Consider the following 21,364-nt stretch of genomic DNA (forward strand, 5'->3'; position numbering starts at 1 on the left):
ACCCCGCCAGGAAAGGCGGGGTTCTCACGGGCCTCGATGGGTTGAGGCGTAGCCGGACACTACCACAGCGTCACAAATAAACAAGACGACCTCAGGCGAGTGCCCGGCGCTGCTCGGCCTCGGCGCAGATCGTGCGGCGCCGGGCATCGTCGGCGGAGCGCCATTCGCGGATGTCTTCCACATGACGGAAGCAGCCGCGGCAGACTTTCTCCTCGTCCAGGCGACACAAACTGATACAAGGTGACGGCACCGCCGGACTCACATTACTGAACAGCGGCTTGGGCGGACGCGTGGGGGCAGGCTGGCTCACGGTCAAATCTCGTCGAAATCCAGCTCGGCGCCGGATTGTTCCAGAACCAGACGGGCCAGCATCTCGCTGAGCAGCTCATCGCTGGTATCGCACTGCCAGTTGTTGTCTTCTTCGTTGTAGTCGAAGTGAAAACCACCGGAACGTGCCGCCAGCCACAACTGCCGCAACGGTTCCTGCCGGCTAAAGATCAACTGAGTGCCGTTCTCGAACTTGACCGTCAACACGCCGGCCGAGTTTTCCAGGTCCACGTCCAGGCCGCTGTCGTCGAAAATATCCTCCAGCGCCTGCTGGGTCGAATCCACCAGATCGTGAAAACGGGCTTCGGTCAAACTCATTGTGGCAACCTCAAAAGTGTCGGGTTCTGCTCAAGCGCCGCACGATACGGAGGCGCCTGCGTGAATGCAACGGATACCGATTTCATTACCGATGACGGTACGAATTATCACCGGCCAGCGTAGCTCTATTCCCGAACGAGTCGGCAAACCCCCGCCGGACGGGTATTTCGGCGCATAGGCAAGCTGGCGGGTGGTCGGTATACTCGGGCGCAATTAATGCATATTCAAGGATTTCGCCATGAAGCGCCTGATCTCTTCCCTTGCTGCGCTCGTCGCGGTCGCTTGCCTCGTTAGTGCCTGTGGACAAAAAGGCCCGCTGTACCTGCCCGATGACAGCAAGGACCCCAACGAACAGGCGCAATCGTCGCAGAAGCCTTCAAAAGCGCACAAGCACGACACTTACTAAGGGAACACCATGGACGCTTTTAACTACCGGGACGGTGAACTGTTCGCGGAAGGCGTGGCGTTGTCGGCAATTGCCGAGCGCTTTGGCACCCCGACCTATGTGTACTCGCGTGCGCACATCGAGGCGCAGTACCGCTCCTTCACCGACCCGTTGAACGGCGTGCCGCACCTGGTGTGCTACGCAGTCAAGGCCAACTCCAACCTGGGCGTACTCAATGTCCTGGCGCGTCTGGGCGCCGGTTTCGACATCGTGTCCCGTGGCGAGCTGGAGCGCGTGCTCGCCGCCGGCGGCCAGGCTGACAAGATTGTGTTCTCCGGTGTCGGCAAGAGCCGCGACGATATGCGCCGCGCCCTGGAAGTAGGCGTGCACTGCTTCAACGTCGAATCCACCGACGAGCTGGAGCGCCTGCAGGTAGTGGCCGCCGAGCTCGGCGTTCGCGCGCCGATCTCGCTGCGCGTCAACCCGGACGTCGATGCCGGCACCCACCCGTACATTTCCACCGGTCTCAAAGAGAACAAGTTCGGCATCGCCATTGCCGACGCCGAAGACGTGTACATCCGTGCCGCCCAACTGCCGAACCTGGACGTGCTGGGCGTCGACTGCCACATCGGCTCGCAACTGACCAGCCTGCCACCGTTCCTCGATGCCCTCGACCGCCTGCTGGCGCTGGTCGACCGCCTCGGCGACTGCGGCATCTACCTGCGCCATATCGACCTCGGTGGCGGTGTGGGCGTGCGTTATCGCGACGAAGAGCCGCCGCTGATCGCCGACTACATCCAGGCTGTGCGCGAGCGTATCGAAGGCCGAGACCTGGCGCTGTTGTTCGAGCCGGGCCGCTACATCGTCGCCAATGCCGGCGTGCTGCTGACTCAGGTCGAGTACCTCAAGCACACCGAACACAAGGATTTCGCCATCGTCGATGCGGCGATGAACGACCTGATCCGCCCGGCGCTGTACCAGGCCTGGATGAACGTCACCGCCGTGGCCCCTCGCGACAGCGAAGCGCGCGCCTACGATATCGTCGGGCCGATCTGCGAGACCGGCGACTTCCTGGCCAAGGATCGTCAACTGGCGCTCGCCGAAGGCGACTTGCTGGCCATTCATTCGGCCGGCGCCTATGGGTTTGTCATGAGTTCCAACTACAACACGCGCGGGCGTACCGCCGAGGTGCTGGTGGACGGTGATCAAGCATTTGAAGTGCGTCGCCGCGAGACGGTAGCCGAGTTGTATGCTGGCGAAAGCCTGCTGCCGGAGTAAGCCATGCTGCTGCGTTTTACCAAGATGCACGGGCTGGGTAACGATTTCATGGTCCTCGACCTGGTCAGCCAGCACGCGCACATCCTGCCCAAGCACGCCAAACAATGGGGCGACCGGCACACCGGCATTGGTTTCGACCAGTTGCTGATCGTCGAGGCGCCGAGCAACCCGGAGGTGGATTTCCGCTACCGGATCTTCAATGCCGACGGCACCGAAGTGGAACAGTGCGGCAACGGCGCCCGCTGCTTCGCGCGCTTTGTGCTGGACAAGCGCCTGACCGCCAAGCGCCAGATCCGCGTCGAGACCAAGGGCGGGGTGATCGAGCTGGATATCCGCAATGACGGCCAGATCAGCGTCAACATGGGCGCGCCGCGCCTAGTGCCGGCGGACATCCCGTTCCAGGCCGACGCGCAGGCCGCAAGCTACCCGCTGGATGTGGACGGCAACAGCGTCGAGATCGCCGCCGTGTCCATGGGCAATCCCCATGCGGTGCTGCAGGTCAACGACATCAACAATGCGCCGGTGCATGAACTGGGGCCGAAGATCGAGCATCATCCGCGCTTTCCGGCGCGGGTGAACGTGGGCTTCATGCAGGTGATCGACCGCTCCCGCGCGCAACTGCGTGTGTGGGAACGCGGCGTCGGCGAAACACAGGCCTGCGGCACCGGTGCCTGCGCCGCCGCCGTGGCCGCGATCAGCCAGGGCTGGATGGATTCGCCGCTGCTGATCGACCTGCCCGGTGGACGCCTGTCCATCGAATGGGCAGGCCCGGGCCACCCGGTACTGATGACCGGGCCGGCCTCGCGTGTATACGAAGGACAAGTCCGTCTATGAGTGAGCCAAGCCAATGACCGATAAACCTCGAGTACCCGCACACGCTACCCCGAGCGAAAGTCTGGAGGCCGCTGCAGTCGCGGCGTACCTTGAGGCTAATCCAGACTTCTTCGTCGAACACGAAGAGCTGCTGCCGGCCCTTCGTATTCCGCACCAGCGCGGCGATACCGTGTCGCTGGTGGAGCGGCAGATGAAGATCCTGCGCGAGCGCAACATCGAAATGCGCCATCGGCTCTCGCACCTGATGGACGTGGCCCGTGATAATGATCGCCTGTTCGACAAGACCCGCCGCCTGATCCTGACCCTGATGGACGCCGCCAGCCTGGAAGAAACGGTAATGGCCGTCGAGGACAGCCTGCGTGAGGACTTCCAGGTGCCTTTTGTCAGCCTGATCCTGTTCAGCGAGAACCCGATGCCGGTAGGGCGCTGGGTCAGCGGCAGCGACGCACAGACCGCCATCGGCGGCCTGTTGTCCGAAGGCAAGAGCATCAGCGGCACCTTGCGTGAACACGAGTTGGACTTTCTGTTCGGTGCCGAACAGCGCAAGCAGATCGGCTCCACCGCCGTGGTCGCCCTCAGTCACCAGGGCCTGCACGGCGTACTGGCCATCGCCAGTCGTGACCCGCAGCACTACAAGAGTTCGGTGGGCACGCTGTTTCTGACCTACATCGCCGAAGTGCTGGGCCGCGTGTTGCCGCGCTACACCACCGCCCTGCGCGCGGTGCGCTAGCCATGCAAGGGCAACTGGACGCTTATTGCGCGCACCTGCGCAACGAGCGCCAGGTGTCGCCGCACACCCTGGAAGCCTACCGGCGCGACTTGAACAAGGTGTTGGCCTGGTGCGAAAAGCAGCACGTCACCAGTTGGAAAGCCCTGGACATCCAGGCCCTGCGCAGCCTGATCGCCAGGCTGCACCAGCAAGGCCAGTCGTCGCGCAGCCTGTCGCGCCTGCTGTCGGCGGTGCGCGGCCTTTACCATTACCTGAACCGCGAAGGCTTGTGCGACCACGACCCGGCCAATGGCCTGTCGCCGCCCAAGGGCGAACGGCGCCTGCCCAAGACCCTCGACACGGACCGCGCCCTGCAATTGCTCGATGGTGCGGTGGAGGATGATTTCCTCGCTCATCGCGATCAGGCGATTCTGGAGCTGTTCTACTCCTCGGGCCTGCGCCTCTCGGAGCTGACCGGCCTGAACCTCGACCAGTTGGACCTCGCGGATGGTCTGGTGCAGGTACTGGGCAAAGGCAGCAAGACCCGCGTCCTGCCGGTCGGTAGAAAGGCCCGCGAGGCCCTGCAACTGTGGTTGCCGTTGCGGGCGCTGGCCAATCCGGTGGACAACGCAGTATTCATCAGCCAGCAAGGCCGGCGACTGGGGCCGCGAGCCATCCAGGTTCGGGTCAAGGCGGCGGGCGAGCGTGAGCTGGGGCAGAACCTGCACCCGCACATGCTGCGGCACTCTTTTGCCAGCCATCTTCTCGAATCCTCCCAGGACCTGCGCGCGGTCCAGGAACTGCTCGGCCACGCCGACATCAAGACCACGCAGATCTACACCCACCTGGACTTCCAACACCTGGCAACGGTGTACGACAGCGCCCATCCACGGGCCAAACGCATCAAGGGCGGCGACTCATGAGTATCAAGCTGATCACCTTCGACCTGGACGACACGCTCTGGGACAACGTACCCGTCATCATCAGCGCCGAAGCGTCGATGCGCGAATGGCTGGCGCTCAATGCATCCAAAGTCGGCGACCTGCCCTTGGAGCATTTCGCCAGCCTGCGCCAGCAAGTGTTGCAGCGCCATCCGGAGCTCAAACACCGTATCAGCGTGCTGCGCCACCGCGTGCTGATGCTGGCCTTCGAGGAAGCGGGCTACCCGCAGCCTGAAGCCACGCAAATGGCCGACGTCTGCTACGAGGCGTTCATTCACGCGCGGCATCAGCTCACCGTATTCCCCGACGCTGAGCCGATGCTCAAGGCGCTGCGCCAGCACTTCCTGCTCGGCGTAATCACCAACGGCAACGCCGACGTGCAGCGTGTGGGCCTGGCGGATTATTTTCACTTTGCGCTGCGCGCCGAAGACATCGGCATCGCCAAGCCGGACTCGCGATTGTTTGAGGAAGCGCTGCAACGTGGCGGCGTGGATGCCAGTGAGGCGGTGCATGTGGGCGATCATCCCGGGGATGATATTGCCGGCGCGCAGCAGGCCGGGTTGCGTGCGGTGTGGTTCAACCCGACGGGCAAGGCGTGGGAGGCGGACAAGCACCCGGATGCCGAGATTCGCAGCCTGACGCAGTTGCCGGGGTTGCTGTCAGGCTGGAAGTAACGCGCTTGCTGCAACACTGAGTATCAATTGTGGGAGGGGGCTTGTTCCCTCCCACATTGCCTTGTGTTGATTTATAAATTTGCGTCAGCCATGAAAAAGCCCGCAGCGACGGCGGGCTTTTTCCTGCAGGCAGGTAGCTGACCTCAGATAGGTCGGCTGCCGTACTTGTTATCCGGCTTTTTCGGCGGATCCGCTACGACATTGGGTTCGACCTCGACCACTTTGCCGCCTTTGGCGAGGAACTCTTCCATCGCACGGGCCAGGGCATCGCGCTCTTTGTTCTTGGCTTCAACGCTCGGCAACTCGTCTACCGACACGGCAGCCTTGGCTTTACCCTTGGCTTTGGGCGCGGCATCATCGCCTTCGCCACCGCCATCATCGGCCTCGTCGGCAACGTCTTCAGCCGCTGCTTCAAGACCTTCTTCGGTGTCGTCTTCATCACCTACTTCGAGGTCGTCTTGTTCCAGATCATCGTCGCTCATGTTCTACCTCATGACTTGCGAAAAGCAGATTAGTTATAGCCCAGCTTTATCCTCTGTCGAGGTTGCCGGAAAAAAATCACATCCACCGGATAACCAGTGGCTTAAGCCTCGTCACCGTACAACGTGGCGAGGACTTTTCGAGCACCGCCATGATCACGGTGCTCGCCCAGATAAACACCTTGCCAGGTCCCCATCGCCAAGCGGCCGGCGCTTACCGGCAGACTCAACTGGCAGCCCAGCAGACTGGCCTTGAAGTGCGCAGGCAGATCATCCGGTCCTTCGTCATTGTGTTCGAACCCTGGACGACCTTGCGGCACCAGCGAGTTGAAAAACCGTTCGAAGTCACGACGTACCGCCGGGTCGGCATTCTCGTTGACCGTCAACGAGGCCGAGGTGTGCTGCAGCCACAGATGCAACAGGCCCACGCGACACGACTTCAGCTCAGGCAAGCCGGCAAGCAGCTCGTCGGTCACCAGGTGAAAGCCCCGAGGCTTGGCCCGCAGGGTAATCAGGGTCTGTTGCCACATACAGTTCTCCGCCCATCGGCGCGCATTCTAGCGCGCTCTGGGAAAAAACAAAGTGCCGAATACGCCTACATGCCTGTAAGACTTTCGCACCCTTGAAAGCACCGAGCGCGCCCCATTACAAACTCGGCGCAAAAACCGGTACAGCGTGTTATGACTGACAAACGCCAGACAAAAAAATGCCCGGCAAGCCGGGCAGTTTTTTTCGCATGCTTACAAGTTGTAACCACGCTCGTTATGTTGCGCCAGGTCGAGGCCAACCGCCTCTTCTTCTTCGGTAACCCGCAGGCCCATGACCATATCGAGTACCTTGAGGATAACGAAGGTCACAATGGCTGTGTAGATCACGGTAAAACCGACGCCTTTGCACTGGATCCAGACCTGCGCTGCGATGTCGGTCACGGTACCGAAGCCGCCCAATGCAGGGGCTGCGAATACACCGGTGAGGATCGCACCAACGATACCGCCGATACCGTGCACGCCGAAGGCGTCCAGGGAGTCGTCGTAGCCCAGCTTGCGCTTGAGCGTGGTGGCGCAGAAGAAGCAGATCACACCGGCCGCCAGGCCGATAATCAGCGCGCCCATCGGGCCCACGGTACCGGCAGCCGGCGTAACGGCAACCAGACCGGCCACAACACCCGAGGCAATGCCCAGTGCGCTTGGCTTACCGTGCGCGATCCACTCGGCGAACATCCAGCCCAGCGCCGCCGCAGCGGTAGCGATCTGGGTCACCAGCATCGCCATGCCGGCGGTGCCATTGGCCGCAGCCGCAGAACCGGCGTTGAAACCGAACCAGCCGATCCACAGCATCGCGGCGCCCACCAGGGTGTAACCCAGGTTGTGCGGAGCCATTGGTGTGGTCGGGAAACCTTTACGCTTGCCGAGCACGATGCACGCCACCAGGCCAGCCACACCGGCGTTGATGTGCACCACGGTGCCGCCGGCGAAGTCCAGCACGCCCCAGTCCCACAGCAGGCCACCATTACCGCTCCAGACCATGTGCGCGATCGGCGCATAAACCAGGGTGAACCAGATGGCCATGAAGATCAGCATCGCGGAGAATTTCATGCGCTCGGCGAATGCACCGACGATCAGCGCGGGGGTGATGATGGCGAACGTCATCTGGAAGGTGATGAACACCGCTTCAGGGAACAGCGCCGCAGGCCCGGTGATGCTGGCCGGGGTCACGCCTGCCAGGAACGCCTTGCCCATGCCGCCGAAGAAGGAGTTGAAGTTGACCACGCCCTGTTCCATACCGGTGGTATCGAACGCGATGCTGTAGCCGTAGACGACCCAAAGGATGCTGATCAGGCCAGTGATGGCAAAGCACTGCATCATCACCGACAGAATATTTTTGGAGCGGACCATGCCGCCGTAGAACAGCGCCAGGCCCGGAATGGTCATGAACAGCACCAGGGCGGTGGCGGTCAGCATCCAGGCGGTGTCGCCGGAGTTGAGGACTGGAGCCGCCACTTCGTCTGCCGCCATGGCCAGGCTTGGCATTACGATGGACAACAGGGCTCCGAGCCCTGCGAGTTTACGCAGAGTCATATTGTTTTCTCCTGGGGCGTTGGGGTTTGGCGGCTTAGATTGCGTCGGTATCGGTTTCGCCGGTACGGATGCGAATAGCCTGTTCCAGATTGACCACGAAGATCTTGCCGTCACCGATCTTGCCGGTGTTGGCGGCCTTGGTTATCGCTTCGATAACCCGGTCAAGATCCTTGTCGTCAATGGCGACATCAATCTTCACCTTCGGCAGGAAATCCACCACGTATTCCGCACCGCGATACAGCTCGGTGTGACCCTTCTGCCGACCGAAGCCTTTGACCTCAGTAACGGTAATGCCCTGCACGCCGATCTCGGACAATGACTCGCGTACATCGTCCAACTTGAACGGCTTGATGATGGCAGTGACTAGCTTCATGAAAACTCTCTCCCGAATTGGTGGACTTGCACCAGGAAAACAAACCCGACTCAAGTCTAAGCGCAGTGCCTGGCTTTGTAACGCATCGTTGCCTCGGCATTCACCGTTGCAACGCAAGCGAACCACTGGTGACGAAACCTGTACCCCTGATCCATCGGCGCACTGCATTCGTCACAGCGACTGCATCAGTGCATGGGTCATGATCGACTAAGCAGAAACCTTGCCAGCTCCATAAAAACCAGTGAAATCAGCCGTTTGCCCATTTATGCCGCAGCGCACGGGAGTTTGGTGGTGGTAATGCGCACAAAAACAGTGCGCGGTCTCTCGGCCCGATGCGCGAAAAGCGTGCGTCGGCGCGTTTGAAAAAGACTATAGACGCTGCGTGATACACTGCCGGCCAACAGTTATTCCGGAATATTTCCCATGCTCGCGCCCAAAGACTTCCTCGACGCCCTGAGCGGCCATGCCTCTCGCCTGTTCAGCGGCGACACCCCGCTGCCCCGCAATGAAATTGAAAGCCAGTTCAAGGCGTTGCTGCAAAGTGGCTTCAGCAAACTCGACCTGGTAAGCCGCGAAGAATTTGACAGCCAGATGGTGGTATTGGCCCGCACGCGTGCGCGGTTGGAGAGCCTGGAGGCCAAAGTCGCGGAGCTGGAAGCACGGCTGACACCCCCTGTCGCTGAATAAACGCGGAAATTATGGGAGGGGGCTTGCTCCCGATATCGGTGTGTCAGACACCACATATACGTCTGACATACTGCCATCGGGAGCAAGCCCCCTCCCACATTTATCCTGTGTCGTGCACCGGATACGTTCTGTAAAAACCTCCTAGCGTCGCTCTGTCCAGCCTCGTCTACCCTTGAAAAACCCGCACAAAGCGGCCCTCCATTTCAAGGAACGCGCATGTCCCTCGCCATCGTCCACAGCCGCGCCCAGGTTGGCGTCGAAGCGCCCGCCGTCACTGTCGAGGTGCATATGGCCAATGGTTTGCCGTCCCTGACGCTGGTGGGGTTGCCCGAAACCGCCGTCAAGGAAAGCAAGGACCGCGTACGCAGCGCCATTCTCAATTCGGCCCTGCAATACCCGTCGCGCCGCATCACCCTCAACCTCGCGCCCGCCGACCTGCCCAAGGACGGCGGGCGTTTTGATTTGGCGATTGCGCTGGGCATTCTGGCGGCCAGTGTGCAGGTGCCGGCGTTGATGCTCGATGACGTGGAGTGTCTCGGGGAATTGGCGTTGTCCGGCGAGGTGCGCGCCGTCAAAGGCGTGCTGCCGGCGGCGCTGGCCGCGCGCAAGGCCGGGCGCACCGTGATAGTGCCGCGGGCGAATGCCGAGGAGGCGTGCCTGGCGTCGGGCTTGAAGGTCATAGCGGTGGATCACCTGCTACAGGTGGTCGCGCACCTGAATGGGCATGTGCCGATTGAGCCTTACAAGTCAGACGGCTTGCAGTACTTGAACAAGCCGTATCCGGACCTGAGCGAAGTGCAGGGCCAGCTCTCGGCCAAGCGCGCCCTGCTGATCGCAGCGGCGGGCGCGCATAACCTGCTGCTCAGCGGCCCTCCCGGCACCGGCAAGACCCTGCTCGCCAGCCGCCTGCCAGGCCTGCTGCCCCCGCTGAGTGAGCAGGAGGCGCTGGAAGTCGCGGCGATTCAATCGGTCGTCAGCCTGGCGCCCTTGAGCCACTGGCCGCATCGGCCGTTTCGCCAGCCGCATCACTCCGCATCCGGCCCGGCCCTGGTGGGCGGGGGATCGAAGCCGCAACCGGGGGAAATCACCCTGGCGCACCATGGCGTGCTGTTCCTCGATGAATTGCCGGAGTTTGACCGCAAGGTGCTGGAGGTGCTGCGCGAACCCCTGGAGTCAGGGCACATCGTGATCTCCCGCGCCCGTGACCGCGTGAGTTTCCCCGCGCGCTTTCAACTGGTGGCCGCGATGAACCCGTGCCCTTGCGGGTACATGGGCGAGCCCAGTGGTCGCTGTCGCTGTACGCCGGAACAGGTTCAGCGCTATCGCAACAAGCTCTCCGGACCGTTGCTGGACCGGATTGACCTGCACCTGACCGTGGCACGGGAGACCACCGCGCTCAATCCCATTCAAAACGAGGGTGACACAACAGCCAACGCCTCGGCGCGCGTTGCCGAGGCGCGCGAGCGTCAACAGCAACGCCAGGGGTGTGCAAATGCCTTTCTGGACCTGCCGGGATTGCGCGAACATTGCACGCTGGCAAAGGTCGACGAGCGCTGGCTGGAGACGGCCTGCGAACGGCTGACGTTGTCCCTGCGTGCGGCACACCGGCTGCTCAAGGTGGCGCGCACGCTGGCGGACCTTGAACAACAAGACGCCATCGCGCGCCACCATCTGCAAGAGGCACTGCAATACCGCCCGGCGGCACTCACTTGAGCCTTGGCGCAGGCTCAACTGTGATTGTGTCTGTAAGGTCTTAGCGGAACCGGTCTACCTCATGACGCAAGCCCGCCGCCAACGTCTCCAGCTCCTTGGCGGTAATCGCCAGGTTCGACACCACTTCCCGCTGCTCGCTGTTGGCCATCGCAATGCTCTGCAGGTTGCTGCTGAGCAGAGTTGCAGTGCTGCTCTGTTCCTGGGTAGCCGTGGTAATGGCGGCAAACTGCTGACCGGCCGAGCGGCTTTGCTCGTCGATACGCGCCAGGGCCGAGGCCACGTCGGCGTTGCGCGACAGGCCTTCCTGCATCAGGACATTGCCCTGTTCCATGGTGCTGATGGCGTTGCCGGTTTCCTGCTGGATGCTCTGGATCATCACGGAAATTTCATCGGTGGCCTGGCGGGTTCGCGAGGCCAGGTTGCGCACTTCGTCGGCGACCACGGCGAAGCCACGACCTTGCTCACCGGCGCGGGCGGCTTCGATGGCCGCGTTGAGCGCCAGCAGGTTGGTCTGTTCGGCGATGGCAGTGATCACACCGACAATGCCGCCGATTTCCTGGGAGCGCTGGCCAAGGGTATTGATCACCGTGGCGGTGCTGTTCAGGGCGGTGGCGATATGTTCCAGAGACGACGACGCCTCTTGCATCGAGGTACGGCCGATGCGGGTTTGCTGGGCGTTTTCCTGAGCGAGGCGCTCGGTGTTGCCCATGTTGTCGGCGATGTTCAGGGAGGTGGCGCTGAACTCTTCCACCGCGCCAGCCATGCTGGTGATCTCACCGGACTGCTGCTCCATGCCTTCATAGGCACCACCCGACAACCCGGACAACGCCTCGGCACGGCTGTTGACCTCTTCGGCCGCCTTGCGGATCTGCGACACCATGGTCGACAACGCTTCACCCATCTGGTTGAAGCTACGCGCCAACTGGCCGATCTCGTCATGGCTGGAGACATTGAGGCGTGCGCTCAAATCGCCCGCGCCCAAGGCTTCGGCCTGGCGCACCAGGTCGCTCAGGGGCGCCAGTTTGCTGCGCAACAGCCACACGATCGCGCCCACCGCCAGCAACATCGCCAGTACACTGCCAATCACCAGCCGCATGCCGACGTCCCAGGTCACGGCACGAATTTCGGCCTTCGGCATGCTTGCCACCACGGCCCAGGGGCCACCTTCGAAGGGCACCGACACGCTGTAGAAATCTTCGTTCTTGTCACTCCAGAAGCGGCCTGAGCCAGGCTTTTTCGCCAGGTCCAGCATCACCGGCACCGCTTGATCCGGCGCCTGCACGCCAGCGGGCGGCACCAGCCAGTGCTTCTGTTCATCCAACAGGGCAAGGGAGCCGGTCTGACCGATGCGGAAGCGCTTGAGGTTTTCGAACTGCGCGGCCTGCGCGTCGGTGTAGTCAAAGCCGATGAACAGCACGGCGATGACCTTGCCGCTGCTGTCGCGTACCGGGCTGTACTGGGTCATGTAGGAGCGGTCGAACAACACGGCGCGGCCGATATAGACCTGGCCATTGAGCACGCGCTGATAGGCCGGACCCTGGCGGTCCAGCACGGTGCCGATGGCGCGGCTGCCGTCCTGCTTGGTCAGGGAGGTGCTGACGCGGATGAAGTCGTCGCCGCTGCGCACGAATACCGTGGCCACACCGCCGGACATCTGCTTGAACTCATCCACTTCCGTGAAGTTGTTGTTGAGCACATCGCTGCCCAGCAACAGGCTCGGGGTCTGCACGCCGCCCACGGCGATCATCTGATCGGCGCGCACGCTCAACCCGGCGCTGAAGCGCTTTTCAAACAGGCCGGTGAGGCGCTGCGTGCTCTCGCGCAAGGTGCTGTGGAAGGTATTGAGCTGATCGGCGAGCAATCGCGCCTCACTGGCCAGATGCTCCTCGCGGGTGGCAAGGTTGGCGGAGTCGAGAGAACGCAAGGCGAAAACGGTACTGCCGCCGATGGCGACAGCCAGAATCACGGCCAATGCGAGGCCTAACTGTGAGGCAATCCGGGCGCGAGGTTGAGACATGACAGCTCCTGACCGAGGCCAGGATCATCCTGATCTCATAGCGATGCTCGGCAAATTATCTAGTGGGAAACGTCGGGGTGAAGGTCCGACACACCTACTTCGGCGGGGTTTGCCAATACTTGAGAGAATCAAGGGGGCATTACGCAAACGATTGCATTCATCTCTTTTTACAATTGCGCGCAAAGCACCGAGAATCCCCCTTCCCCATCCTTGCGCCTTGTCGAGTGTGATGATCATGCAACCTGCGGCACGTACCGAACTCTGGGCCATTCTGCGGCTGTCAGGGCCATTGATCGCCTCACAGTTGGCGCACATGCTGATGGTGCTGACCGACACGTTGATGATGGCCCGCCTGAGCCCTGAAGCCCTGGCCGGTGGCGGCCTGGGCGCGGCGACTTATTCGTTCGTGGCGATTTTCTGCATTGGCGTGATTGCAGCGGTGGGCACGCTGGTTGCCATTCGTCATGGTGCAGGGGATATCGAAGGCGCCACCCGCCTGACCCAGGCCGGGCTGTGGCTGGCCTGGTTGATGGCGTTGGCGGCGGCCTTGCTGCTGTGGAACCTCAAGCCGGTGCTGCTGATGTTCGGTCAGACCGAAACCAACGTGAATTCGGCGGGGCAGTTCCTGACCCTGCTGCCGCTCGCCCTGCCCGGCTACCTGAGCTTCATGGCCTTGCGCGGCTTCACCAGCGCCATCGGCAAGGCAACGCCGGTGATGGTGATCAGCCTGGGCGGCACGGTGGTCAACTACCTGCTCAACCATGCATTGATCGAAGGCATGTTCGGCCTGCCCAAGCTCGGCCTGATGGGCATCGGCCTGGTGACTGCCATTGTCGCCAATGGCATGGCGCTGGCCCTGATGGCGTACATCCGCAGCAACCGCGTCTATGCCGCCTACCCGCTGAGCACCGGCCTGCTGCGCCTCAATACCCACTACCTGCGCGAGCTATGGCGCCTGGGCCTGCCGATTGGCGGCACCTATGCGGTGGAGGTCGGGCTGTTCGCCTTTGCGGCGCTGTGCATGGGCACCATGGGCAGCACGCAGTTGGCGGCGCATCAGATTGCCCTGCAGATCGTCTCGGTGGCGTTCATGGTGCCGGCGGGTATGTCCTACGCGGTGACCATGCGCATCGGCCAGCACTACGGCGCCGGGCAATTGCTGAAGGTGCGTACGGCCGGACGCGTGGGCATGGGCTTTGGCGGCGTGGTGATGCTGGGATTTGCCGGGGTATTGTGGCTGTATTCCGACCCGCTGATCGGGCTGTTTCTCGACCACAATGACCCGGCGTTCCACGATGTGATCGTGCTGGCCGTCAGCCTACTGGCCGTGGCGGCCTGGTTCGAACTGTTCGACGGTGTGCAGACCATCGCCATGGGCTGCATCCGTGGGCTCAAGGACGCCAAGACCACCTTTCTGGTGGGGCTCGGGTGCTACTGGCTGATCGGCGCGCCGGCGGCGTGGTTGATGGCGTTCACCTTTGGCTGGGGGCCCACAGGGGTGTGGTGGGGGCTGGCGCTGGGATTGGCGTGTGCTGCGGTGAGCCTGACCTGGGCGTTTGAAGCGAAGATCAAGCGGATGATTCGGCAGGAGGCACTGCCTGATTAAAACGGTGGGAAGCGGCTTGCTCTCTCCCACCGTTTATGGGGTTTTCACGTCAGCCCAGTTGCGCCTGTTGGCCCTTGCCGTGAGTCAGATACTGCACTAACTCCGGCAACGGCAACGGCTTGCTGATCAGGTAGCCCTGGGCCTGGTCGCAGCCGAACAGGCGCAGCAACGCCAGTTGCTCCGGCGTTTCCACGCCTTCGGCCACCACTTCCAGGTTGAGGTTGTGGGCCAGGTTGATCATGGCATGGACCAGCTTGCGGTTCTCTTCGCGCTCTTCCATGCCGCCGACAAAGCTCTTGTCGACCTTCAGCAAGGCAATCGGCAGGCTGTTGAGGTGCACGAACGACGAAAAGCCGGTGCCAAAGTCGTCCAGAGAAAACCGCACGCCGAGGCGGCCGAGGGCGTCCATGGTCTGCTTGACCAGATCACTGCGGCGCATCACGGCGGTTTCGGTCAGCTCGAATTCCAGCCATTGTGCTTCCACGCCACGCTCGGTGATCAGCCGACTGAGGGTGGACAGCAACTGGCTGTCCTGGAACTGGCGAAACGACAGGTTGACCGCCATGTGCAGCGGCGGCAGGCCACGCTCGCGCAGGTCCTGCATGTCGCGCAGGGCGCGGGAGATCACCCAGTAACCCAGCGGCACGATCAGGCCGCTCTGTTCGGCCAGGGGCACGAATTCGCTGGGCGCCAGCAGCCCGCGCTCGCCGTGGCGCCAGCGCACCAGGGCTTCGAGGCCGACGATACGGCCGTCGCCCAGGTCCAGGCGCGGCTGGTAATGCAGTTCCAGCTCGTCGCGGCGCAAGGCGCGGCGCAGTTCGCTTTCGAGGTCGGCAAGGCTGCGCGCATTGCGGTTGATGCGCTCGTTGAAGATATGAAAGGTGCAGCCCTGGGTGCTCTTGGCTTGCTGCATGGCGATGTGCGCATGCCACATCAACGGGTCGGCGCCGGCGCGCGCGCGGGCATGGGCCACGCCCAGGCTGCAGCCGATCAGCAGGCTTTCACCGTCCACCCAGTACGGCTCGGCCATGACCTGGGTGATGCGCTCAGCCATCCATTCAGCGCGCTGGGGTGCGCGGCGGGTGTCGATCAACAGGGCGAATTCGTCGCTGCCCAGGCGTGCCAACTGGTCGCCGGCTTCGAGTTGGCTCTTGAGCCGTGAGACCACTTGCAGGATCAGCCGGTCGCCGGCTTGATGGCCGAGGGCGTCGTTGGCGTGGCGGAAATTGTCGAGGTCCAGGTGACCGAGGGCCAGGCCGCGTCCTTCATTATCGGCCAGCCGCGCCGCCAACAGGGTCTGGAAGCCCTGACGGTTGGCGATCCCCGTGAGCGGGTCCTGCTCGGCCAGACGCTGCAGTGTGTGTTCGAGCACGCCACGTTCACGCACATGGCGCAGGCAACGGCGCACCGTGCCGGCGTCCAGTGCATCACGCACCAGCCAGTCACTGACCCCCAGCGGTGAAACCAGCGGCTCCTCCTCCAGCAGCAATACGCACGGCAGGCTGCAGCGGCCTGGCCCGGGTTGCAGGCCGGGGGTGGTCAACAACACGGCGCTGTGGTCGTCATCGAATAGACGGCTCACCGAGTCCCAGTTGGGCGCGCTGATCAACACAGCTGCGTCGCCCATCGGCGCCAGGCACTCGCGCAACAAGGCTGCCCACTCAGGCGCATCGGACAGCAGCAGCAAACGCAAGGGTTCGACAGGCGTAGCCAAGCTAGCTCCCTAGACTCTGCAAAATTTCGTTGGCGGCGGGCATTATGACGTGCGGCCTGATAATCACCAATGATAGGGGTTATCAAATACGCAAGTTGTCAGAAAAAGACCTGAAAACGCGTCACATCCTGCGGCAAAGTAACAAAACCGGCAAATTTAGATCGAGTGGTACGTCACACCGTCGATCCAGAGCAGCAGAATCTTGCCAGCCTGTTAAAATGCCCGCCCTTTTGAACAACGACTTCCCGAATTCTGTATGTCCCGACTCAATCCCCGGCAGCAAGAAGCCGTGAACTACGTCGGCGGCCCTCTATTGGTGCTCGCCGGCGCGGGCTCCGGCAAAACCAGCGTGATCACCCGCAAGATCGCGCACCTGATCCAGAACTGCGGCATCCGTGCCCAGTACATCGTCGCCATGACTTTTACCAACAAGGCGGCGCGGGAAATGAAAGAGCGCGTCGGCACCCTGCTCAAGGGTGGCGAAGGCCGTGGGCTCACCGTGTGTACGTTCCACAACCTGGGGCTGAACATCATCCGCAAGGAGCATGCGCGGCTGGGCTACAAGCCGGGCTTTTCGATCTTCGACGAGACCGACGTCAAGTCGCTGATGACCGACATCATGCAGAAGGAATACGCGGGCGACGACGGCGTCGACGAGATCAAGAACATGATCGGGTCGTGGAAAAACGACCTGATCCTGCCTGCCGAGGCGCTGGAAGCGGCGCGCAATCCCAAGGAGCAGACCGCCGCCATCGTCTACACCCACTACCAGCGCACGCTCAAGGCGTTCAACGCGGTGGACTTCGACGACCTGATCCTGCTGCCGGTAAAGCTGTTCCAGGAACACAAGGACATCCTCGAAAAGTGGCAGAACAAGGTGCGCTACCTGCTGGTGGACGAATACCAGGACACCAACGCCAGCCAGTATCTGCTGGTGAAGCTGCTGATCGGCACGCGCAACCAGTTCACCGTGGTCGGCGACGATGACCAGTCGATCTACGCCTGGCGCGGCGCCCGCCCGGAAAACCTGATGCTGCTCAAGGACGACTACCCCTCCTTGAAGGTCGTCATGCTGGAACAGAACTACCGCTCCACCAGCCGCATCCTGCGGTGCGCCAACGTGCTGATCTCCAACAACCCCCATGAGTTTGAAAAACAGCTGTGGAGCGAGATGGGCCATGGCGACGAGATCCGCGTGATCCGCTGCCGCAACGAAGACGCCGAAGCCGAGCGCGTGGCGGTTGAACTGCTCACGCTGCACCTGCGGACCGACCGGCCCTACAGCGATTTCGCCATCCTGTATCGCGGCAACTACCAGGCCAAATTGATCGAGTTGAAGCTGCAGCACCATCAGATTCCCTATCGCCTGTCGGGCGGCAACAGCTTCTTCGGGCGCCAGGAAGTCAAAGACCTGATGGCCTACTTCCGGCTGATCGTGAACCCCGATGACGACAACGCCTTCCTGCGGGTGATCAATGTCCCACGCCGGGAAATCGGTTCGACTACGCTGGAAAAGCTCGGTAACTACGCCACCGAACGCAAGATCTCGATGTACGCCGCCACCGATGAAATCGGCCTGGGCGAGCACCTGGACACGCGCTTCACCGATCGCCTGGCGCGCTTCAAGCGCTTCATGGACAAGGTGCGTGAACAATGCGCCGGCGAAGACCCGATCAGCGCCCTGCGCAGCATGGTCATGGACATCGATTACGAGAACTGGCTGCGTACCAACAGCTCCAGCGACAAGGCCGCCGATTACCGCATGGGCAACGTCTGGTTCCTGATCGACGCGCTGAAAAACACCCTGGAAAAAGACGAAGACGGCGAAATGACCGTCGAAGACGCCATCGGCAAGCTGGTGCTGCGCGACATGCTCGAGCGCCAGCAGGAAGAGGAAGACGGCGCCGAAGGCGTGCAGATGATGACCTTGCATGCCTCCAAAGGCCTGGAATTTCCCTACGTGTTCATCATGGGCATGGAGGAGGAAATTCTCCCGCACCGTTCCAGCATCGAAGCCGACACCATTGAGGAAGAACGCCGACTGGCCTATGTGGGCATTACCCGCGCACGTCAGACGCTGGCCTTCACCTTTGCCGCCAAGCGCAAGCAATACGGCGAAATCATCGATTGCGCCCCCAGCCGGTTCCTGGACGAACTGCCGCCGGACGATCTGGCCTGGGAAGGCAACGACGACACCCCAACCGAGGTCAAGGCCGTTCGCGGCAACACTGCCCTGGCCGACATACGCGCGATGTTAAAGCGCTAGAATCGACTACTTTTTAATCTACTTTCGGCGCAGACCGCGCCATTAGAGGAAGCTTTCCGTGGAAGCACTGCACAAGAAAATTCGCGAAGAAGGCATCGTGCTTTCCGATCAGGTTCTCAAGGTCGACGCCTTCTTGAACCACCAGATCGATCCGGCGCTGATGAAACTGATCGGCGACGAGTTCGCCGCGCTGTTCAAGGATTCGGGCATCACCAAGATTGTCACCATCGAAGCCTCGGGCATCGCGCCGGCGATCATGACTGGCCTGAATCTGGGCGTGCCGGTGATTTTCGCCCGCAAGCAGCAGTCCCTGACCCTGACCGAAAACCTGCTGTCGGCGACCGTGTATTCCTTCACCAAGAAGACCGAAAGCACCGTGGCCATTTCGCCGCGCCACTTGACCAGCAGCGACCGCGTATTGGTGATCGATGACTTTTTGGCCAACGGCAAAGCCTCCCAGGCACTGATCTCGATCATCAAGCAGGTCGGCGCGACCGTTGCCGGGCTGGGCATCGTGATCGAGAAGTCGTTCCAGGGCGGCCGTGCGGAACTCGATGCGCAGGGCTATCGGGTTGAATCGCTGGCGCGGGTGAAATCCCTGGCCGGTGGTGTCGTCACCTTCATCTAAGCCAACACAGCTCTAAAATGTGGGAGGCTCCGCCAAATTTGCGACTTGGCGCTGTCGCGCAGAAAACTGGAGCCTCTGTGGTGAGCCGGCCTGTTGTGGCGAGCAGGCTTGCCCTGCGTTGGGCTGCACAGCAGCCCCAAAGAAGGCTCTGAGCAGTATCAGGTACACCGCGCTTTTCTTAATTGGGGGCGCTTCGCACCCCAACGCGGGGCAAGCCCGCTCGCCACAACAAGCCCGCTCGCCACAAGGAAGCGGATTGCCTGAGATAACTCATTTGCGTGGGTCTTTCAGTGTGCGGTGGCTTGGAGGCCCGCGAGCAGCAGGCGCTGATACAAGTCCTCTTTCAGGCCTTCCGGCGTGTCCAGGCGCATTCGCGCCAGGTGCCTGGGAAAGGCCTCCGGCTCCGGCGCATCCAGCGCCGCACGGCCCAGCTCAAGAATCTCCGTCAGCTTGAATTTGCTCTTGAGCCAATTCAACGCGCGCAACAGATCCCGTTCTTCGTCGGTAAAATCAGTGCCCAGCGGGTACTCCGGGAACAACCGGCCATGCCGCGCCTGAATCGCTTTCAAGCGCTCTGGCGTGTTGTCACGAAAGCGCGGATCCAGCTGAAAATCCCTGGGCAACTTGCCGGCCTTTTGCGCGCGCTCGATCAGGTCACCCTGGAACCGTGAGTCGGTGATATTGAGCAGCGCCTCGATCACCTGGGCATCGGTCTGACCCCGCAGGTCGGCGATGCCGTACTCGGTGATGACGATATCGCGCAGGTGCCGAGGAATGGTGCAGTGGCCATATTCCCAGACGATATTGGAGCTGACCTCCCCCGCCGACTCGCGCCAGCTGCGCAGGATCAGGATCGAGCGTGCACCTTCCAGCGCATGCCCTTGGGCGACGAAGTTGTACTGCCCGCCGACGCCGCTGAGTACCCGGCCATCTTCAAGCTGGTCAGCCACGCCGGCGCCGAGCAGGGTCACCATGATCGCGCTGTTGATGAATCGCGCATCCAGGCGTTGCAAGCGCTTGAGTTCTTCCTGGCCATACAGCTCGTTGATGTAGCTGATGCGTGTCATGTTGAATTCAAGGCGCTTGGCGTGCGTCATTTCCTGCAGGCGCTGGTAAAAACTGCGGGGCCCCAGGAAGAAGCCGCCGTGAACCGACACGCCGTCGGGCTGCGCCGCATCATCGAGCAGGCCGGCGTTGGCCTGCTCCTGAGTCGCCACATCCGGGTAGACCTTGCGCCGTATGATCCCCGCATCCGCCAGCACCAGAAGGCCGTTGACGAACATTTCGCTGCAGCCGTAGAGGCCACGGACGAAGGGATCGACACCGCCTTCACGGCTGATCAGGCGCGCCCACTGGTACACATTCAGGTCGGTGAGCAGCAGGCGGTAAGCCTCATTATCGGCCTGGCGCGCAAGCAAGGCGGCGGTCAGCGCGTCCCCCATGGAGCCGATGCCGATCTGCAACGTGCCGCCATCGCGCACCAGGGTGCTGGCATGCACGCCGATAAAGTGGTCCTGGAAGCCCACCGGCATATTGGGCGTGGAGAACAGCGTGGTGTTGTCTTTCTCGTCGAGCAGGTAATCGAAGGCATCCATGCCCAGCTCGGCATCGCCGGGCATGTAGGGCAAATCGCTGTGCACCTGGCCGACGACGAGAATGGTTTCCCCGGCTTCGCGGCGCTTGGCGATCATCGGCAACAGGTCGAGGGAAATATCCGGGTTGCAGCTCAGGCTCAGGCGGTCGGGATGTTCAGGGCTGCTCGCAACCAGTTGCGCCACCAGGTTCAGCCCGGCGGCGTTGATATCGCGCGCCGCGTGGCTGTAGTTGCTGCTGACGTAATCCTGCTGCGCGGCCGCACTGTGCAGCAGGCTGCCGGGCTGCATGAAAAACTGCTGCACGCGGATGTTCTTCGGCAGGCTGTCCTTGTTCAGGTCAGCGAGGAAATCCAGCTCGGGGTAATCGCCAAACACGCGCTCGATGAAGGGTTCGAGGAAGCGTTTCTGCAAGCCGTCGCCCATCGTCGGGCGGCCCAGGCTGAGTGCGGTGTAGACAGTCAAGGCGCGGTCCGGCAGCGTGGCGATACGCCGGTAAAGCGCATTGACGAACTGATTGGGTTTGCCCAGACCCAGAGGGATGCCCAAGTGGATATGCGCTGGCAACCGCGCCAGTACGTCGTCAACTGCTTGCTCGATTGAACACAACTGCACCATCCGACCCTCCTGACATTCCATGATGTGGGATTGGACCGAGATTGCCGGGTCTTTGCTGCAATGAACAGCATCGAAACACAAATGACGCTCACAAAAAAAGCCGCGGGTCAGCGGCTTTTTGGCGAAG

At 62.0% G+C, this 21,364-nt stretch carries 20 protein-coding genes; 11 read left to right on the forward strand and 9 right to left on the reverse strand.

Annotation, left to right across the window (positions count from 1 at the left end; genetic code table 11):
* Positions 1-91: 91 nt before the first annotated feature.
* Positions 92-310: a DUF1289 domain-containing protein gene (locus VRB54_RS23485; RefSeq protein WP_338478937.1), complete on the reverse strand. Its 219-nt coding sequence runs from the start codon at positions 308-310 to the stop codon at positions 92-94.
* 2 nt (positions 311-312) lie between these two features.
* The gene (gene cyaY / locus VRB54_RS23490) at positions 313-645 is read right to left on the reverse strand and encodes an iron donor protein CyaY (protein ID WP_003231561.1); all 333 of its coding nucleotides are present in this window, start codon (positions 643-645) and stop codon (positions 313-315) included.
* A 238-nt stretch (positions 646-883) separates the two neighbouring features.
* Between cyaY and lptM the strand changes: the two genes are divergently transcribed.
* The 6 genes from lptM to VRB54_RS23520 are packed head-to-tail and all read left to right on the forward strand — an operon-like array spanning position 884 to position 5,466.
* Positions 884-1,051 (forward strand): LPS translocon maturation chaperone LptM, encoded by a 168-nt coding sequence (gene lptM, locus VRB54_RS23495; RefSeq protein WP_003195417.1) that lies wholly within the window; start codon positions 884-886, stop codon positions 1,049-1,051.
* 9 nt (positions 1,052-1,060) lie between these two features.
* Positions 1,061-2,308: a diaminopimelate decarboxylase gene (gene lysA, locus VRB54_RS23500; RefSeq protein WP_231422795.1), complete on the forward strand. Its 1,248-nt coding sequence runs from the start codon at positions 1,061-1,063 to the stop codon at positions 2,306-2,308.
* A gap of 3 nt (positions 2,309-2,311) precedes the next feature.
* Positions 2,312-3,142, forward strand: a complete 831-nt coding sequence (gene dapF, locus VRB54_RS23505; RefSeq protein WP_338478938.1) for a diaminopimelate epimerase — start codon at positions 2,312-2,314, stop codon at positions 3,140-3,142.
* A gap of 13 nt (positions 3,143-3,155) precedes the next feature.
* Positions 3,156-3,872 (forward strand): DUF484 family protein, encoded by a 717-nt coding sequence (locus VRB54_RS23510; protein ID WP_057006385.1) that lies wholly within the window; start codon positions 3,156-3,158, stop codon positions 3,870-3,872.
* 2 nt (positions 3,873-3,874) lie between these two features.
* Positions 3,875-4,774: a tyrosine recombinase XerC gene (xerC, locus tag VRB54_RS23515; protein ID WP_338478939.1), complete on the forward strand. Its 900-nt coding sequence runs from the start codon at positions 3,875-3,877 to the stop codon at positions 4,772-4,774.
* Positions 4,771-5,466 carry an HAD-IA family hydrolase gene (locus tag VRB54_RS23520; protein ID WP_338478940.1) on the forward strand — a complete coding sequence of 232 codons (696 nt, stop codon included), beginning with the start codon at positions 4,771-4,773 and terminating at the stop codon, positions 5,464-5,466. Before xerC ends, VRB54_RS23520 begins: the two co-directional genes overlap by 4 nt.
* A 143-nt stretch (positions 5,467-5,609) precedes the next feature.
* Here VRB54_RS23520 and sutA read toward each other — a convergent pair whose 3' ends face one another.
* From sutA to glnK, 4 genes are all read right to left on the reverse strand, one after another.
* Complete coding sequence (gene sutA, locus VRB54_RS23525) at positions 5,610-5,948, reverse strand: transcriptional regulator SutA (RefSeq protein ID WP_338478941.1); 339 nt, start codon at positions 5,946-5,948, stop codon at positions 5,610-5,612.
* 101 nt (positions 5,949-6,049) lie between these two features.
* Positions 6,050-6,475 (reverse strand): secondary thiamine-phosphate synthase enzyme YjbQ, encoded by a 426-nt coding sequence (locus VRB54_RS23530; protein ID WP_338478942.1) that lies wholly within the window; start codon positions 6,473-6,475, stop codon positions 6,050-6,052.
* A 210-nt stretch (positions 6,476-6,685) separates the two neighbouring features.
* The gene (locus tag VRB54_RS23535; RefSeq protein ID WP_057006380.1) at positions 6,686-8,023 is read right to left on the reverse strand and encodes an ammonium transporter; all 1,338 of its coding nucleotides are present in this window, start codon (positions 8,021-8,023) and stop codon (positions 6,686-6,688) included.
* A gap of 34 nt (positions 8,024-8,057) precedes the next feature.
* Positions 8,058-8,396 carry a P-II family nitrogen regulator gene (gene glnK, locus VRB54_RS23540; protein ID WP_002555808.1) on the reverse strand — a complete coding sequence of 113 codons (339 nt, stop codon included), beginning with the start codon at positions 8,394-8,396 and terminating at the stop codon, positions 8,058-8,060.
* Positions 8,397-8,819: 423 nt separating this feature from the next.
* On the opposite strand from glnK, the gene VRB54_RS23545 reads away from it, so the two are divergent.
* The gene (locus VRB54_RS23545) at positions 8,820-9,083 is read left to right on the forward strand and encodes an accessory factor UbiK family protein (protein WP_338478943.1); all 264 of its coding nucleotides are present in this window, start codon (positions 8,820-8,822) and stop codon (positions 9,081-9,083) included.
* A 216-nt stretch (positions 9,084-9,299) separates the two neighbouring features.
* Positions 9,300-10,796, forward strand: a complete 1,497-nt coding sequence (locus VRB54_RS23550; protein WP_338478944.1) for a YifB family Mg chelatase-like AAA ATPase — start codon at positions 9,300-9,302, stop codon at positions 10,794-10,796.
* Positions 10,797-10,836: 40 nt separating this feature from the next.
* On the opposite strand, the gene VRB54_RS23555 is transcribed toward VRB54_RS23550, so the two are convergent.
* A complete protein-coding gene (locus VRB54_RS23555; protein WP_338478945.1) occupies positions 10,837-12,813 on the reverse strand; it encodes a methyl-accepting chemotaxis protein in 1,977 nt (658 codons plus the stop codon).
* A 229-nt stretch (positions 12,814-13,042) separates the two neighbouring features.
* On the opposite strand from VRB54_RS23555, the gene VRB54_RS23560 reads away from it, so the two are divergent.
* Positions 13,043-14,419, forward strand: coding sequence for a NorM family multidrug efflux MATE transporter (locus tag VRB54_RS23560; protein ID WP_338478946.1), 1,377 nt, complete (start codon positions 13,043-13,045; stop codon positions 14,417-14,419).
* A gap of 49 nt (positions 14,420-14,468) precedes the next feature.
* Here VRB54_RS23560 and VRB54_RS23565 read toward each other — a convergent pair whose 3' ends face one another.
* Positions 14,469-16,133, reverse strand: coding sequence for a bifunctional diguanylate cyclase/phosphodiesterase (locus VRB54_RS23565; protein ID WP_338478947.1), 1,665 nt, complete (start codon positions 16,131-16,133; stop codon positions 14,469-14,471).
* 256 nt (positions 16,134-16,389) lie between these two features.
* Between VRB54_RS23565 and rep the strand changes: the two genes are divergently transcribed.
* Together rep and VRB54_RS23575 are read left to right on the forward strand one after the other, a co-directional pair.
* A complete protein-coding gene (gene rep / locus VRB54_RS23570) occupies positions 16,390-18,399 on the forward strand; it encodes a DNA helicase Rep (protein WP_057006374.1) in 2,010 nt (669 codons plus the stop codon).
* Positions 18,400-18,457: 58 nt separating this feature from the next.
* Positions 18,458-19,027, forward strand: coding sequence for a xanthine phosphoribosyltransferase (locus VRB54_RS23575; protein ID WP_338478948.1), 570 nt, complete (start codon positions 18,458-18,460; stop codon positions 19,025-19,027).
* Positions 19,028-19,314: 287 nt separating this feature from the next.
* Here VRB54_RS23575 and VRB54_RS23580 read toward each other — a convergent pair whose 3' ends face one another.
* Positions 19,315-21,237 carry an acetyl-CoA hydrolase/transferase C-terminal domain-containing protein gene (locus VRB54_RS23580; protein ID WP_338478949.1) on the reverse strand — a complete coding sequence of 641 codons (1,923 nt, stop codon included), beginning with the start codon at positions 21,235-21,237 and terminating at the stop codon, positions 19,315-19,317.
* Between the last annotated feature and the right edge of the window lie 127 nt (positions 21,238-21,364).

The organism is Pseudomonas trivialis, assembly GCF_036864995.1.
GTDB classification, from domain to species: Bacteria; Pseudomonadota; Gammaproteobacteria; order Pseudomonadales; family Pseudomonadaceae; genus Aquipseudomonas; species Aquipseudomonas trivialis.

Excerpts from the sequence above, each read along its gene's own strand:
- VRB54_RS23555 (WP_338478945.1), bottom strand. The coding sequence starts at position 12,813 with ATGTCTCAACCTCGCGCCCGGATTGCCTCACAGTTAGGCCTCGCATTG.
- dapF (WP_338478938.1), top strand. The coding sequence starts at position 2,312 with ATGCTGCTGCGTTTTACCAAGATGCACGGGCTGGGTAACGATTTCATG.
- sutA (WP_338478941.1), bottom strand. The coding sequence starts at position 5,948 with ATGAGCGACGATGATCTGGAACAAGACGACCTCGAAGTAGGTGATGAA.
- lptM (WP_003195417.1), top strand. The coding sequence starts at position 884 with ATGAAGCGCCTGATCTCTTCCCTTGCTGCGCTCGTCGCGGTCGCTTGC.
- VRB54_RS23510 (WP_057006385.1), top strand. The coding sequence starts at position 3,156 with ATGACCGATAAACCTCGAGTACCCGCACACGCTACCCCGAGCGAAAGT.
- VRB54_RS23535 (WP_057006380.1), bottom strand. The coding sequence starts at position 8,023 with ATGACTCTGCGTAAACTCGCAGGGCTCGGAGCCCTGTTGTCCATCGTA.
- VRB54_RS23550 (WP_338478944.1), top strand. The coding sequence starts at position 9,300 with ATGTCCCTCGCCATCGTCCACAGCCGCGCCCAGGTTGGCGTCGAAGCG.
- xerC (WP_338478939.1), top strand. The coding sequence starts at position 3,875 with ATGCAAGGGCAACTGGACGCTTATTGCGCGCACCTGCGCAACGAGCGC.
- VRB54_RS23520 (WP_338478940.1), top strand. The coding sequence starts at position 4,771 with ATGAGTATCAAGCTGATCACCTTCGACCTGGACGACACGCTCTGGGAC.
- VRB54_RS23580 (WP_338478949.1), bottom strand. The coding sequence starts at position 21,237 with ATGGTGCAGTTGTGTTCAATCGAGCAAGCAGTTGACGACGTACTGGCG.
- cyaY (WP_003231561.1), bottom strand. The coding sequence starts at position 645 with ATGAGTTTGACCGAAGCCCGTTTTCACGATCTGGTGGATTCGACCCAG.
- VRB54_RS23545 (WP_338478943.1), top strand. The coding sequence starts at position 8,820 with ATGCTCGCGCCCAAAGACTTCCTCGACGCCCTGAGCGGCCATGCCTCT.
- VRB54_RS23530 (WP_338478942.1), bottom strand. The coding sequence starts at position 6,475 with ATGTGGCAACAGACCCTGATTACCCTGCGGGCCAAGCCTCGGGGCTTT.
- rep (WP_057006374.1), top strand. The coding sequence starts at position 16,390 with ATGTCCCGACTCAATCCCCGGCAGCAAGAAGCCGTGAACTACGTCGGC.
- lysA (WP_231422795.1), top strand. The coding sequence starts at position 1,061 with ATGGACGCTTTTAACTACCGGGACGGTGAACTGTTCGCGGAAGGCGTG.
- VRB54_RS23560 (WP_338478946.1), top strand. The coding sequence starts at position 13,043 with ATGATCATGCAACCTGCGGCACGTACCGAACTCTGGGCCATTCTGCGG.
- glnK (WP_002555808.1), bottom strand. The coding sequence starts at position 8,396 with ATGAAGCTAGTCACTGCCATCATCAAGCCGTTCAAGTTGGACGATGTA.